Source organism: Microbacterium meiriae, from assembly GCF_040686935.1.
GTDB lineage: Bacteria > Actinomycetota > Actinomycetes > Actinomycetales > Microbacteriaceae > Microbacterium > Microbacterium meiriae.
In genome coordinates, this window is sequence record NZ_JBFBMF010000003.1 from 201,853 (window position 1) to 215,447 (window position 13,595).

The window sequence follows — 13,595 nt, forward strand, 5'->3', positions numbered from 1 at the left end:
CGACCGTCATTTGACCGTCAGGTTACGCGGCATTACACTTGATCAGGTGTGTGCACGTCCTGACGTGCGCGCTGGGCGTCGGCACCTCGCCGGTCCGCCCCCACGGCATACCCACCACACCAAAAGCTCGTCGGTTCCGGCGTGCCGGTGGGTCATGATGTGAAACCCATCACGCTGTCACCGTGCAGCACTATGAGGAGAGAACGTGCCAACCATTCAGCAGTTGGTTCGCAAGGGTCGCTCGCCCAAGGTCACGAAGACCAAGGCGCCCGCGCTCAAGGCGAACCCGCAGCAGGCCGGGGTCTGCACCCGCGTCTACACCACCACCCCGAAGAAGCCGAACTCGGCGATGCGCAAGGTCGCTCGTGTGAAGCTCCGCAACGGGACCGAGGTCACCGCGTACATCCCCGGTGAGGGCCACAACCTGCAGGAACACTCCCTGGTGCTCGTCCGCGGCGGTCGTGTGAAGGACCTCCCCGGTGTGCGTTACAAGATCGTCCGTGGCGCTCTGGACACCCAGGCCGTCAAGAACCGTAAGCAGGCTCGTTCCCGCTACGGCGCGAAGAAGGGTTGAGTTAGATGCCTCGTAAGGGTCCCGCCCCCAAGCGCCCCGTCGTCAACGACCCGGTCTACGGCGCTCCGATCGTCACCTCGCTGGTGAACAAGATCCTCGTCGACGGCAAGAAGTCGCTGGCCGAGTCGATCGTCTACGGCGCGCTCCGCGGCGTCGAGGCGAAGAACGGCCAGGACGCCGTCGCCACCCTCAAGAAGGCGCTCGACAACGTGCGCCCCACGCTCGAGGTCCGCAGCCGCCGCGTCGGTGGCTCGACCTACCAGGTTCCGGTCGAGGTCAAGCCGCACCGCGCGAACACCCTCGCGCTGCGCTGGCTCGTGAGCTACGCCAAGGGTCGTCGTGAGAAGACGATGACCGAGCGTCTCCAGAACGAGATCCTGGACGCGTCGAACGGCCTGGGTGCCGCGGTCAAGCGCCGTGAGGACACCCACAAGATGGCCGAGTCGAACCGCGCGTTCGCTCACTACCGCTGGTAACCCCTTCGACGGGCTCAGGGACCCTTCCGCGTTCCTGGGCCCGTCGCACCCCCTCTTCGCAGTACACCTGCTGCTCCAATAGATAAGGACACTCCTGTGGCACAAGACGTGCTCACGGACCTGAGCAAGGTCCGCAACATCGGCATCATGGCGCACATCGATGCCGGCAAGACCACGACGACCGAGCGCATCCTGTTCTACACGGGCGTCAACCACAAGCTCGGCGAGACGCACGACGGCGCGTCGACCACCGACTGGATGGAGCAGGAGAAGGAGCGCGGCATCACGATCACGTCTGCCGCCGTGACCTGCTTCTGGAACAAGAACCAGATCAACATCATCGACACCCCCGGTCACGTGGACTTCACGGTCGAGGTGGAGCGCTCGCTCCGCGTCCTCGACGGCGCGGTCGCCGTGTTCGACGGCAAGGAGGGCGTCGAGCCCCAGTCCGAGACCGTGTGGCGTCAGGCCGACAAGTACAACGTCCCCCGCATCTGCTTCGTCAACAAGATGGACAAGCTCGGCGCGGACTTCTACTTCACGGTCGACACGATCATCAACCGCCTCGGCGCGAAGCCGCTGGTGCTGCAGCTCCCGATCGGTGCCGAGAACGACTTCGTCGGCGTCATCGACCTCGTCGAGATGCGTGCTCTGGTCTGGCCCGGCGACGCCAAGGGTGACGTGACCATGGGCGCCTCCTACGAGGTGCAGGAGATCCCGGCCGACCTCAAGGACAAGGCCGAGGACTACCGCCAGCAGCTGCTGGAGACGGTCGCCGAGACCGACGAGGAGCTTCTCGAGAAGTTCTTCGGCGGCGAGGAGCTCACCGTCGCGGAGATCAAGGGCGCCATCCGCAAGATGGTCGTCGCCAGCGAGATCTACCCGGTCCTCTGCGGCTCCGCCTTCAAGAACCGCGGTGTGCAGCCGATGCTGGACGCCGTCGTCGACTACCTCCCGTCCCCGCTGGACGTGCCCGCCATCGAGGCGCACGACCCGAAGGACGAGGAGAAGATCATCGAGCGTCACCCCGACGCGAAGGACCCGTTCGCGGCCCTGGCCTTCAAGGTCGCCGTGCACCCGTTCTTCGGTCGTCTGACGTACGTGCGCGTCTACTCGGGCGAGCTCGAGTCGGGCGCCCAGGTCATCAACTCGACCAAGGGCAAGAAGGAGCGCATCGGGAAGATCTTCCAGATGCACGCCAACAAGGAGAACCCGGTCGACAAGCTGACCGCCGGCAACATCTACGCGGTCATCGGCCTGAAGGACACCACCACCGGTGACACCCTCGCCGACATCGCGCAGCCGGTCGTCCTCGAGTCGATGACCTTCCCGGAGCCCGTGATCGAGGTCGCGATCGAGCCGAAGACCAAGGCCGACCAGGAGAAGCTGGGTCTCGCGATCCAGAAGCTCGCTGAGGAGGACCCGACCTTCCGCACGGAGCTCAACCCCGAGACCGGTCAGACGACCATCAAGGGCATGGGCGAGCTGCACCTCGACATCCTCGTGGACCGCATGAAGCGCGAGTTCCGCGTCGAGGCGAACGTCGGCAAGCCGCAGGTCGCGTACCGCGAGACGATCCGCAAGGCCGTCGAGAAGCACGACTACACGCACAAGAAGCAGACCGGTGGATCGGGTCAGTTCGCCAAGATCCAGTTCAACATCGAGCCGCTCGAGCTCGACGGCGAGAAGACGTACGAGTTCGTGAACGCGGTCACCGGTGGCCGTATCCCGCGCGAGTACATCGGCTCGATCGACGCCGGTTTCCAGGACGCCATGAACGTCGGTGTCCTCGCGGGCTACCCGATGGTGGGCGTCAAGGCGACCATCGTCGACGGTGCGGCGCACGACGTCGACTCCTCGGAGATGGCGTTCAAGATCGCGGGCTCCATGGGCTTCAAGGAGGCCGCTCGCCGTGCCAACCCCGTGCTGCTCGAGCCGCTGATGGCCGTCGAGGTCCGTACTCCGGAGGAGTACATGGGCGACGTCATCGGCGACCTGAACTCGCGTCGTGGCCAGATCCAGTCGATGGAGGACGCCGCCGGCGTCAAGGTCGTGCGCGCCGCGGTGCCGCTGTCCGAGATGTTCGGCTACATCGGCGACCTGCGCTCGAAGACCTCGGGCCGTGCCGTCTACTCCATGGAGTTCGACAGCTACGCCGAGGTCCCGCGCGCGGTGGCCGACGAGATCGTCCAGAAGGCCAAGGGCGAGTAATTCTTCTGGGAGCCCTGGGTTGCTGAGCCTGTCGACGCACCCGGGGTTCCCAGGTCACCTACAACTTCACATTCCCTCTCTACTAAACTGAGAACCTAACCCGTAGAGAACCGGTCGCAAACCAGTGCCCGGCACCTCTACAACGACGTCCTGAGGAGGACCCAGTGGCTAAGGCCAAGTTCGAGCGGACCAAGCCGCACGTCAACATCGGAACGATCGGTCACGTCGACCACGGCAAGACCACGCTCTCCGCAGCGATCTCGAAGGTGCTTGCCGACAAGTACCCGTCCGACACGAACGTGCAGCGCGACTTCGCTTCCATCGACTCGGCGCCGGAAGAGCGCCAGCGCGGTATCACGATCAACATCTCGCACATCGAGTACGAGACCCCGAAGCGCCACTACGCACACGTTGACGCCCCCGGCCACGCCGACTACGTCAAGAACATGATCACGGGTGCGGCGCAGATGGACGGCGCGATCCTCGTCGTCGCGGCCACCGACGGCCCGATGGCGCAGACGCGCGAGCACGTTCTGCTCGCCAAGCAGGTCGGCGTCCCCTACCTGCTCGTCGCGCTGAACAAGTCCGACGCGGTCGACGACGAGGAGATCCTGGAGCTCGTCGAGCTCGAGGTCCGCGAGCTGCTCTCGAGCCAGGGCTTCGACGGCGACAACGCTCCCGTCGTCCGTGTCTCCGCTCTCAAGGCCCTCGAGGGCGACGAGAAGTGGGTCGACGCGATCCTCGAGCTCATGCAGGCTGTCGACGACAGCGTTCCGGACCCGGAGCGTGACCGCGACAAGCCGTTCCTCATGCCCGTCGAGGACGTCTTCACGATCACCGGTCGTGGCACCGTCGTCACGGGTCGCGCCGAGCGTGGCACCCTGGCCATCAACTCCGAGGTCGAGATCGTGGGTCTGCGCCCGACGCAGAAGACGACCGTCACCGGTATCGAGATGTTCCACAAGCAGCTCGACGAGGCATGGGCCGGCGAGAACTGTGGTCTGCTCCTCCGCGGCACCAAGCGCGAGGACGTGGAGCGCGGTCAGGTCATCGTGAAGCCGGGTTCGGTCACGCCGCACACCAACTTCGAGGGCACGGCCTACATCCTGTCCAAGGACGAGGGTGGCCGCCACAACCCCTTCTACACGAACTACCGTCCGCAGTTCTACTTCCGCACCACGGACGTCACCGGCGTCATCTCGCTGCCCGAGGGCACCGAGATGGTCATGCCCGGCGACACCACCGACATGACGGTCGAGCTGATCCAGCCGATCGCCATGGAGGAGGGCCTCGGCTTCGCCATCCGTGAGGGTGGTCGTACGGTCGGCGCCGGTACGGTGACGAAGATCATCAAGTAAGCACCCGCTTCCTCGCAGAGGGGTCGAGCCTTCGGGCTCGGCCCCTCTGTCGTTTTCCGCATCGAGGGTTCCGTCGCTCGGCTCTGCCCTGCACAATGAGGTGGTCCGGCGGGATCGCCGGACGCACACACCTCCGAAGGGGATTCACATGGGTATCGAGGACGCCGTCAACAAGGGTAAGGACCTGTACGAGCAGAACAAGGACAAGCTCGCCGAAGCGGTCAAGAGCGAGCAGGCCGAGGACATCAGCGACAAGGTCCTCGACGGCGTCGCCGACTTCGCGAAGAAGATCGCACCCGGCGCCGCCGACAAGATCGACGAGATCCGCGAGAGCGCTGACAAGAGCATCGGCAACGAGTAGAGCCGGACGTCTCCGCGAAGAGCGGCGGTCCCCGCACCCGGGACCGCCGCTCTTCCGCGTCGGGGATAAGCGCGGCGCCCTCGGATGTGGCGGATTCTCCGAGGGATCGAGTAGGATCGTCTCGACCGCCTGGGGATCTTGCGGTCGGGGCGCCGAAGGGGTTCGGCTCCCGAATCACGCGGGTCATCCGCGTTCACACTGGGGAAAGCGATCTTGGGGATCATCGTGCGACGCGCGCACTCCGTGCGCCTGAGCGTCTCCCCGCCTGCGCGGCGGGTCTTCCGCCGTGCCCTCGGTCGAGGCGTCCGGCGTCCCTTCACGCCGGATTCCTCGCGTTCGGTGTGCCCCCTCGCACCGGACGCCCTCCCCAAGCGGGGCGAGGCATGGGGATGCCTCGCCCCGCGCTCCTCTGCGCGCTGAGCTCCCGCGGCGACGAGGTTCGCTGGGAGTCCGGTGAGCGCGACACGCCCGGGTTTGCAGAAGTGAAATCCGCCGTGGCAGAATAGACAGGTTCGATATTCCGTCGCCGCTGTGCGTGCGCCGGATCACTGCCAGGGCAGTGCATAGACGGCGCCTCCTCCGGGAGGCTGCAGGGTTCTAGGCCGCGGGTAGCAGAACACAATCCCGACACCTTCATCATCGAGGGCACTGCCGTGCGCGGCGGGGGTCGGGCATCCGTTCACCTTCGGGTGGGCGGCTGACAGCAGAACAGTGGTGCAGCCTCTTCGACAGGCTCCCGGGCCGCGAGGTCGAGGAGTCCGAGAAGACGAGTGCCGAGGCGCGAACAGCGCCGACGTGCGTCCAATGCCCCAGGGCCACCCGGTCCAGGACGGTAAGACGCTGAAAGAGAGAGAGCAGACAATGGCGGGACAGAAGATCCGCATTCGCCTGAAGTCGTATGACCACGAGGTCATCGACACGTCCGCACGCAAGATCGTCGACACCGTGACCCGTGCGGGCGCGACCGTCGTCGGCCCCGTGCCCCTGCCGACCGAGAAGAACGTCGTGTGCGTCATCCGGTCGCCCCACAAGTACAAGGACAGCCGCGAGCACTTCGAGATGCGCACCCACAAGCGTCTGATCGACATCGTCGACCCGACGCCCAAGGCCGTCGACTCGCTGATGCGTCTCGACCTGCCGGCTGACGTCAACATCGAGATCAAGCTCTGAGGTCCGCCATGGTTGACATCAACTCCAAGGTTTCCAAGGGCATGCTCGGCACCAAGCTCGGCATGACCCAGGTCTGGAACGAGAACGGCAAGCTCGTTCCCGTCACCGTCATCGAGCTCGCCCCGAACGTGGTCACCCAGATCCGTACCCCCGAGAAGGACGGCTACAACGCCGTGCAGATCGCGTACGGCCAGATCGACCCCCGCAAGGTGAACAAGCCCCTCTCGGCTCACTTCGAGGCTGCCGGCGTCACGCCGCGTCGTCACGTGACCGAGGTCCGCACGGCCGACGCCGCCGACTACACCCTGGGCCAGGAGCTCACGGTGGACGGCACGTTCGAGGCCGGCCAGCTCGTCGACGTCGTCGGCACGAGCAAGGGCAAGGGCACCGCCGGTGTCATGAAGCGCCACAACTTCAAGGGCGTCTCGGCATCGCACGGTGCACACCGCAACCACCGCAAGCCCGGCTCCATCGGCGCATCGTCGACCCCGAGCCGCGTCTTCAAGGGCATGCGCATGGCCGGCCGTATGGGTGGCGAGCGCGTGACCGTCCTCAACCTCACGGTGCACGCCATCGACATCGAGAAGGGACTCATGCTCGTCAAGGGCGCCGTCCCCGGTGCTCGCGGCCGCATCGTCTACGTCCGCAACGCAGTGAAGGGTGCCTGATCATGGCTGACTCCACTCTCGCGCTCGACGTCCTCAAGGCAGACGGCAAGAAGGCAGGCTCCGTCGAGCTTCCCGCCGCTCTGTTCGACGTCAAGACGAACATCCCGCTCATCCACCAGGTCGTCGTCGCGCAGCTCGCGGCGGCTCGCCAGGGCACGCACTCGACCAAGCGTCGTGGTGAGGTCTCCGGTGCCGGCCGCAAGCCCTTCAAGCAGAAGGGCACGGGTAACGCCCGTCAGGGCTCGATCCGCGCGCCGCACATGACCGGCGGTGGCATCGTGCACGGCCCGAAGCCGCGCGACTACTCGCAGCGCACCCCCAAGAAGATGATCGCGGCCGCCCTGCTGGGCGCGCTCAGCGACCGCTTCCGCGGCGACCGCCTGCACGCGATCGACACGTTCGGCACCGACGGCGCGCCGTCGACCAAGGCTGCTGCGGGCTTCCTCGCCCAGGTCGCCACGTCGAAGAACGTCCTCGTGGTCATCGAGCGCGGCGACGAGCTCGCGCTCAAGAGCCTGCGCAACCTCGGCAACGTGCACCTGCTGTCGTACGACCAGCTCAACGCCTACGACGTGCTCGTCTCCGACGACATCGTCTTCACCCAGGCCGCGCTCGAGGGCTTCATCGCCTCCAAGTCCGGCGCCAACCAGGAGGTCTCCGCATGAGCGAGCAGGCATCTGTTCTCCAGACGGCCCTGAACAAGGACCCGCGCGACATCATCCTGAAGCCGGTCGTGTCCGAGAAGAGCTACGGCCTGATCGACGAGGGCAAGTACACCTTCCTCGTCGACCCGCGCGCTTCGAAGACCGAGATCAAGCTCGCCATCGAGAAGATCTTCGGCGTCAAGGTCGCGTCCGTCAACACGATCAACCGCGTCGGCAAGGCCCGTCGCACCCGCTTCGGCACCGGTAAGCGCAAGGACACCAAGCGCGCCATCGTGAGCCTGAAGTCGGGCACCATCGACATCTTCACGGCAATCGGCTGATCCGGGGGATAAAGGACAATCATGGCTATTCGCAAGTACAAGCCCACGACCCCGGGCCGTCGCGGCTCGTCGGTGGCTGACTTCGCCGAGATCACCCGATCGACGCCGGAGAAGTCGCTGCTGCGCCCGATCTCGAAGACCGGTGGTCGCAACAACCAGGGCCGCATCACGACCCGTCACATCGGTGGTGGCCACAAGCGCCAGTACCGCGTCATCGACTTCCGTCGCAATGACAAGGACGGCGTGAACGCCAAGGTCGCTCACATCGAGTACGACCCCAACCGCACCGCGCGCATCGCGCTGCTGCACTACTTCGACGGCGAGAAGCGCTACATCCTCGCGCCGGCGAAGCTGAAGCAGGGCGACATCGTCGAGTCGGGCCCCGCGGCGGACATCAAGCCGGGAAACAACCTCCCGCTGAAGAACATCCCCACGGGTACCGTCATCCACGCCATCGAGCTCCGCCCCGGCGGCGGCGCGAAGATGGCGCGCTCGGCCGGTGCATCGGTCCGCCTCGTCGCCAAGGACGGCCCCTACGCCCAGCTGCGTCTGCCCTCCGGTGAGATCCGCAACGTCGATGCGCGCTGCCGCGCGACCATCGGCGAGGTCGGCAACGCCGAGCAGTCGAACATCAACTGGGGCAAGGCCGGCCGCATGCGCTGGAAGGGCGTCCGCCCGACCGTCCGCGGTGTCGCGATGAACCCGGTCGACCACCCGCACGGTGGTGGTGAGGGCAAGACGTCCGGTGGACGTCACCCCGTCTCCCCGTGGGGTCAGGCCGAGGGCCGCACCCGCCACGCCAACAAGGAAAGCGACAAGTACATCGTGCGTCGTCGCAACGCCGGCAAGAAGCGCAAGTAGGAGTAAGAGAAGATGCCTCGCAGTCTCAAGAAGGGCCCCTTCGTCGACGAGCACCTGCTTCGCAAGGTGGTCGTGCAGAACGAAGCCGGCACGAAGAACGTCATCAAGACCTGGTCCCGCCGGTCCATGATCATCCCGGCCATGCTGGGTCACACGATCGCGGTCCACGACGGTCGCAAGCACATCCCCGTGTTTGTCTCCGAGACCATGGTCGGTCACAAGCTGGGCGAGTTCGCGCCCACCCGCACCTTCCGCGGCCACGAGAAGGACGACAAGAAGGGCCGCCGGCGCTGACGCGCAGGCGTGGAGGAGAGAGAAATGGTGGAGTCCATCGCACGCGTGCGACACATCCGCGTGACCCCTCAGAAGGCTCGTCGTGTCGTCGCGCTCATCAAGGGCAAGCAGGCCCAGGAGGCTCTGGCGATCCTGAAGTTCGCTCAGCAGTCCGCCAGTGAGCCGATCTACAAGCTTGTCGCGTCGGCCATGGCCAACGCGCAGGTCAAGGCGGATCGTGACGGCGAGTACCTCGACGAGCAGGACCTGTACGTGGCTAACGCCTACGTCGACGAGGGCACGACGCTCAAGCGTTTCCAGCCCCGTGCACAGGGTCGCGCTTTCCAGATCAAGAAGCGCACGAGCCACATCACGGTCGTGCTCTCGACGCCGGAGGCGGCTCCTGCCGCGGCCGGCGACAGCAACAAGAAGGCGAGCAAGTAATGGGACAGAAGGTCAACCCGTACGGCTTCCGCCTCGGCATCACCACGGACCACGTGTCGCGCTGGTTCTCCGACTCGACGAAGCCGGGTCAGCGTTACGCCGACTACGTGGCCGAGGACATCAAGATCCGTCGCCTGCTGCAGACGCAGCTCGACCGTGCCGGCGTCTCGAACATCGAGATCGAGCGCACCCGTGACCGCGTCCGCGTCGACATCCACACCGCCCGTCCGGGCATCGTGATCGGTCGTCGTGGTGCAGAGGCCGAGCGCATCCGCGGCGACCTCGAGAAGCTCACGGGCAAGCAGATCCAGCTGAACATCCTCGAGGTCAAGAACCCCGAGGCCGACGCTCAGCTGGTCGCCCAGGGCATCGCCGAGCAGCTCTCGGCTCGTGTGGCGTTCCGCCGCGCGATGCGCAAGGGTCTGCAGGGCGCGCAGCGCGCCGGCGCCAAGGGCATCCGCATCCAGGTCTCGGGCCGTCTCGGCGGCGCCGAGATGAGCCGGTCGGAGTTCTACCGCGAGGGTCGTGTGCCGCTGCACACGCTGCGCGCGAACATCGACTACGGCTTCTACGAGGCCAAGACCACCTTCGGCCGCATCGGCGTGAAGGTGTGGATCTACAAGGGCGACCTCACCGCCAAGGAGCTCGCGCGCGAGCAGGCCAACGCGCCGAAGTCGCGCCGTGACGACCGTGGTGACCGCCGCCGTGCCCCGCGCAACGAGGCACCTGTTGCAGAAGGAGCGTCGGCATAATGCTCATCCCCCGTAAGGTCAAGTACCGCAAGCAGCACCACCCGGGGCGCTCGGGTCAGGCCACCGGCGGCACGAAGGTCTCCTTCGGCGAGTACGGTATCCAGGCCCTCACCCCCGCGTACGTGACGAACCGTCAGATCGAGTCCGCTCGTATCGCGATGACCCGTCACATCAAGCGTGGCGGCAAGGTGTGGATCAACATCTACCCGGACCGTCCGCTCACGAAGAAGCCGGCCGAGACCCGCATGGGTTCCGGTAAGGGTTCCCCCGAGTGGTGGGTCGCCAACGTCAAGCCGGGCCGCGTCCTCTTCGAGGTCGCGGGTGTCGACGAGCAGCTCGCTCGCGAGGCACTGACCCGTGCAATCCACAAGCTGCCGCTCAAGGCACGCATCATCAAGCGCGAGGAGGGCGACGCGTAATGGCGATCGGCACCAAGGAGCTCGCTCCGGCAGAGCTCGACACGTTCGAAGACCAGCGCCTCGTTGAGGAGCTGCGCAAGGCCAAGGAGGAGCTGTTCAACCTCCGTTTCCAGTCGGCCACCGGCCAGCTGGAGAGCCATGGCCGCATCCGCGCCGTCAAGCGCGACATCGCGCGCCTCTACACGGTGATCCGCGAGCGCGAGCTGGGCATCCGTGCGACGCCCGCTCCGGTCGAGGCTCCCGCGAAGAAGGCGACCAAGTCGAAGGCGAAGAAGGCGGACGCCGCCGAGGACGCCCCGAAGGAAGAGGCTGAGTGATGGCCACCAAGAAGGAAGCGACTGTGGAGACGCAGGCCGCAGGACACGAGTCGTCCGAGCACGACGTCCGCGACTCCGCTGCCCGCGGCTACCGCAAGGCCCGCCGTGGCTATGTCGTCAGCGACAAGATGGACAAGACGATCGTCGTCGAGGTCGAGGACCGCGTGAAGCACCCGCTTTACGGCAAGGTCATCCGCCGGACGTCGAAGGTCAAGGCGCACGATGAGGCGAACTCCGCCGGCATCGGCGACCTGGTCCTGATCAACGAGACCCGCCCGCTGAGCGCCACCAAGCGCTGGCGTCTGGTGGAGATTCTGGAGAAGGCCAAGTGATTCAGCAGGAGTCCCGCCTCAAGGTCGCCGACAACACCGGCGCCAAGGAGCTGCTCACGATCCGCGTCCTCGGTGGCTCGCGCCGCCGCTACGCCGGTCTGGGCGACACCATCGTCGCGACCGTCAAGGACGCGATCCCCGGTGGCAACGTCAAGAAGGGCGACGTCGTCAAGGCGGTCATCGTCCGCACCAAGAAGGAGACCCGTCGTCCCGACGGCTCCTACATCAAGTTCGACGAGAACGCCGCCGTCATCCTGAAGAACGACGGGGAGCCCCGCGGCACCCGTATCTTCGGGCCGGTCGGCCGTGAGCTTCGCGACAAGAAGTTCATGAAGATCGTCTCGCTGGCACCGGAGGTCATCTGATCATGGCGAAGATCAAGAAGGGCGACCTGGTTCAGGTCATCTCGGGCGCCAAGCCCGAGCGTGGTGGCGACCGCGGCAAGCAGGGCAAGGTCCTCGACGTCCTCGTCGGGCAGAACCGTGTCGTCGTCGAAGGCGTCAACTACGTCACCAAGCACACGCGCGTCGGTCAGACGCAGCGTGGCACCAAGACGGGTGGCCTCGAGACCGTCGAGGCGCCCATCCACATCTCGAACGTCGCACTCGTCGACCCCTCGACCAAGAAGCCGACCAAGGTCGGCCACCGGGTCGAGGAGCAGACCAAGGACGGCGTGAAGCGCACCGTCCGCGTGCGCTTCGCGAAGAAGAGCGGTAAGGACCTCTGATGGCAACGACCGACGCTGCGGTGGCTGGCAAGATCCAGCCCCGCCTGAAGGCGAAGTACAACGCCGAGATCAAGAAGGCTCTGCAGGACGAGTTCGGCTACGAGAACGTCATGCAGATCCCCGGCCTGGTCAAGGTCGTCGTGAACACCGGTGTCGGCGAGGCTGCTCGCGACAGCAAGGTGATCGATGGGGCGGTCGACGACCTCACCAAGATCACCGGCCAGAAGCCGATCGTCACCAAGGCCCGCAAGTCCATCGCGCAGTTCAAGCTGCGTGAGGGCCAGGCCATCGGCGCGCACGTCACCCTCCGTGGCGACCGTGCGTGGGAGTTCGTGGACCGCCTGGTGTCGCTCGCGCTGCCCCGCATCCGCGACTTCCGCGGTCTGTCGGGCAAGCAGTTCGACGGCAACGGCAACTACACCTTCGGTCTCCAGGAGCAGAGCGTGTTCCACGAGATCGATCAGGACAAGATCGACCGCGTCCGTGGTTTCGACATCACCGTCGTGACCTCGGCGAAGACGGACGACGAGGGACGCGCGCTGCTGCGTCACCTCGGCTTCCCGTTCCGCGCGGACGACGCCCAGGCGTGACCCTTCGACGGGCTCAGTGGTCTCCGTGTCACTGAGCCCGTCGATGTGCACGTACAATTGAAGATTGCGTGCTCATCGCAGGCCGTCTGTCGTGTAACGGCAGCCGGAACCTCATGATCGAAAGTAGACAACAATGACAATGACAGACCCGGTCGCAGACATGCTGACCCGTCTGCGCAACGCGAACTCGGCGCACCACGACACCGTGACGCTGCCGTCGAGCAAGCTCAAGACGCACATCGCAGAGATCCTCCAGCAGGAGGGCTACATCGCCGGTTGGGAGACCTCCGACGCTCGCGTGGGCAAGAACCTCACGCTGACGCTGAAGTACGGTCCGAACCGCGAGCGTTCGATCGCGGGCATCAAGCGCGTGTCGAAGCCCGGCCTGCGCGTGTACGCGAAGTCGACCGAGATCCCCACGGTCCTCGGCGGCCTCGGCGTGGCCATCCTGTCCACCTCCTCCGGTCTCCTCACGGACCGCCAGGCTGAGCAGAAGGGCGTGGGCGGAGAAGTTCTCGCCTACGTGTGGTAATCCGAAATGTCGCGTATTGGACGACTTCCCATCGACGTTCCCGCGGGCGTGACCGTTTCGGTCGACGGCCGCGAGGTCGCGGTGAAGGGCCCCAAGGGTGAGCTCACCCTCACGGTGGCCAGCCCCATCGAGGTGTCGGTCGAGGAGAACCAGGTTCTCGTCACCCGCCCCGACGACGAGCGCGAGTCCCGGTCTCTCCACGGCCTGACCCGCACGCTCATCAACAACAACATCATCGGCGTGACCCAGGGCTACACCAAGGGTCTCGAGGTCGTCGGCACCGGTTACCGCGTGCAGCAGAAGGGGAACTCGGTCGAGTTCGCCCTCGGCTTCTCGCACCCGGTCCTGATCGACCCGCCCGCCGGCATCACGCTCACGGTCGAGGGCACGAACAAGCTCACCGTCAGCGGGATCGACAAGCAGGCCGTCGGTGAGGCGGCTGCGAACATCCGCAAGATCCGCAAGCCCGAACCGTACAAGGGCAAGGGTGTGCGCTACGCCGGCGAGAACGTGCGTCGCAAGGCCGGAAAGAGTGGTAAGTAACC

Annotated in this window: 21 protein-coding genes; all 21 read left to right on the forward strand. The window is 65.8% G+C overall.

Annotated features, from left to right (window positions below; genetic code table 11):
* The first annotated feature begins 205 nt into the window (after positions 1–205).
* The 21 genes from rpsL to rplF all read left to right on the forward strand — a co-directional run bounded on the left by rpsL (position 206) and on the right by rplF (position 13,593).
* A complete protein-coding gene (gene rpsL, locus AB0P08_RS10915; RefSeq protein ID WP_018187369.1) occupies positions 206–574 on the forward strand; it encodes a 30S ribosomal protein S12 in 369 nt (122 codons plus the stop codon).
* Positions 575–579: 5 nt separating this feature from the next.
* Positions 580–1,050, forward strand: a complete 471-nt coding sequence (rpsG, locus tag AB0P08_RS10920) for a 30S ribosomal protein S7 (RefSeq protein WP_017201608.1) — start codon at positions 580–582, stop codon at positions 1,048–1,050.
* A 96-nt stretch (positions 1,051–1,146) separates the two neighbouring features.
* On the forward strand, positions 1,147–3,261 hold the full coding sequence (fusA, locus tag AB0P08_RS10925; RefSeq protein ID WP_025102411.1) for an elongation factor G: 2,115 nt from the start codon (positions 1,147–1,149) through the stop codon (positions 3,259–3,261).
* Between the two features lie 164 nt (positions 3,262–3,425).
* Positions 3,426–4,619, forward strand: a complete 1,194-nt coding sequence (tuf, locus tag AB0P08_RS10930) for an elongation factor Tu (RefSeq protein WP_025102410.1) — start codon at positions 3,426–3,428, stop codon at positions 4,617–4,619.
* A gap of 148 nt (positions 4,620–4,767) precedes the next feature.
* Positions 4,768–4,980, forward strand: a complete 213-nt coding sequence (locus tag AB0P08_RS10935; RefSeq protein ID WP_062632875.1) for a hypothetical protein — start codon at positions 4,768–4,770, stop codon at positions 4,978–4,980.
* Between the two features lie 861 nt (positions 4,981–5,841).
* Complete coding sequence (rpsJ, locus tag AB0P08_RS10940) at positions 5,842–6,150, forward strand: 30S ribosomal protein S10 (protein WP_017201594.1); 309 nt, start codon at positions 5,842–5,844, stop codon at positions 6,148–6,150.
* Between the two features lie 8 nt (positions 6,151–6,158).
* Positions 6,159–6,818, forward strand: coding sequence for a 50S ribosomal protein L3 (gene rplC, locus AB0P08_RS10945; RefSeq protein WP_025102408.1), 660 nt, complete (start codon positions 6,159–6,161; stop codon positions 6,816–6,818).
* 2 nt (positions 6,819–6,820) lie between these two features.
* Positions 6,821–7,483, forward strand: a complete 663-nt coding sequence (gene rplD / locus AB0P08_RS10950; protein WP_187662253.1) for a 50S ribosomal protein L4 — start codon at positions 6,821–6,823, stop codon at positions 7,481–7,483.
* Positions 7,480–7,803: a 50S ribosomal protein L23 gene (gene rplW, locus AB0P08_RS10955; RefSeq protein WP_025102406.1), complete on the forward strand. Its 324-nt coding sequence runs from the start codon at positions 7,480–7,482 to the stop codon at positions 7,801–7,803. The genes rplD and rplW overlap by 4 nt, the downstream gene beginning before the upstream one ends.
* Positions 7,804–7,824: 21 nt before the next feature.
* Complete coding sequence (gene rplB, locus AB0P08_RS10960; protein ID WP_025102405.1) at positions 7,825–8,664, forward strand: 50S ribosomal protein L2; 840 nt, start codon at positions 7,825–7,827, stop codon at positions 8,662–8,664.
* A gap of 12 nt (positions 8,665–8,676) precedes the next feature.
* Entirely contained in the window at positions 8,677–8,958 is a 282-nt protein-coding gene (gene rpsS / locus AB0P08_RS10965) for a 30S ribosomal protein S19 (RefSeq protein WP_017201589.1), read from the forward strand.
* A 24-nt stretch (positions 8,959–8,982) separates the two neighbouring features.
* Positions 8,983–9,381, forward strand: coding sequence for a 50S ribosomal protein L22 (rplV, locus tag AB0P08_RS10970; RefSeq protein WP_060927232.1), 399 nt, complete (start codon positions 8,983–8,985; stop codon positions 9,379–9,381).
* Positions 9,381–10,133 (forward strand): 30S ribosomal protein S3, encoded by a 753-nt coding sequence (rpsC, locus tag AB0P08_RS10975; protein ID WP_025102403.1) that lies wholly within the window; start codon positions 9,381–9,383, stop codon positions 10,131–10,133. The genes rplV and rpsC overlap by 1 nt, the downstream gene beginning before the upstream one ends.
* The gene (rplP, locus tag AB0P08_RS10980; protein ID WP_187662252.1) at positions 10,133–10,552 is read left to right on the forward strand and encodes a 50S ribosomal protein L16; all 420 of its coding nucleotides are present in this window, start codon (positions 10,133–10,135) and stop codon (positions 10,550–10,552) included. Before rpsC ends, rplP begins: the two co-directional genes overlap by 1 nt.
* A complete protein-coding gene (gene rpmC / locus AB0P08_RS10985; protein ID WP_025102401.1) occupies positions 10,552–10,869 on the forward strand; it encodes a 50S ribosomal protein L29 in 318 nt (105 codons plus the stop codon). Before rplP ends, rpmC begins: the two co-directional genes overlap by 1 nt.
* The gene (gene rpsQ, locus AB0P08_RS10990; RefSeq protein ID WP_021201120.1) at positions 10,869–11,201 is read left to right on the forward strand and encodes a 30S ribosomal protein S17; all 333 of its coding nucleotides are present in this window, start codon (positions 10,869–10,871) and stop codon (positions 11,199–11,201) included. The genes rpmC and rpsQ overlap by 1 nt, the downstream gene beginning before the upstream one ends.
* Positions 11,198–11,566: a 50S ribosomal protein L14 gene (rplN, locus tag AB0P08_RS10995; protein ID WP_025102399.1), complete on the forward strand. Its 369-nt coding sequence runs from the start codon at positions 11,198–11,200 to the stop codon at positions 11,564–11,566. Before rpsQ ends, rplN begins: the two co-directional genes overlap by 4 nt.
* Positions 11,567–11,568: 2 nt before the next feature.
* On the forward strand, positions 11,569–11,928 hold the full coding sequence (rplX, locus tag AB0P08_RS11000) for a 50S ribosomal protein L24 (RefSeq protein ID WP_187662251.1): 360 nt from the start codon (positions 11,569–11,571) through the stop codon (positions 11,926–11,928).
* Positions 11,928–12,518 carry a 50S ribosomal protein L5 gene (rplE, locus tag AB0P08_RS11005; RefSeq protein WP_187662250.1) on the forward strand — a complete coding sequence of 197 codons (591 nt, stop codon included), beginning with the start codon at positions 11,928–11,930 and terminating at the stop codon, positions 12,516–12,518. The genes rplX and rplE overlap by 1 nt, the downstream gene beginning before the upstream one ends.
* 133 nt (positions 12,519–12,651) lie before the next feature.
* Positions 12,652–13,050, forward strand: coding sequence for a 30S ribosomal protein S8 (rpsH, locus tag AB0P08_RS11010; RefSeq protein WP_025102396.1), 399 nt, complete (start codon positions 12,652–12,654; stop codon positions 13,048–13,050).
* Positions 13,051–13,056: 6 nt separating this feature from the next.
* Positions 13,057–13,593 carry a 50S ribosomal protein L6 gene (gene rplF, locus AB0P08_RS11015; RefSeq protein ID WP_187662249.1) on the forward strand — a complete coding sequence of 179 codons (537 nt, stop codon included), beginning with the start codon at positions 13,057–13,059 and terminating at the stop codon, positions 13,591–13,593.
* Positions 13,594–13,595 lie beyond the last annotated feature (2 nt).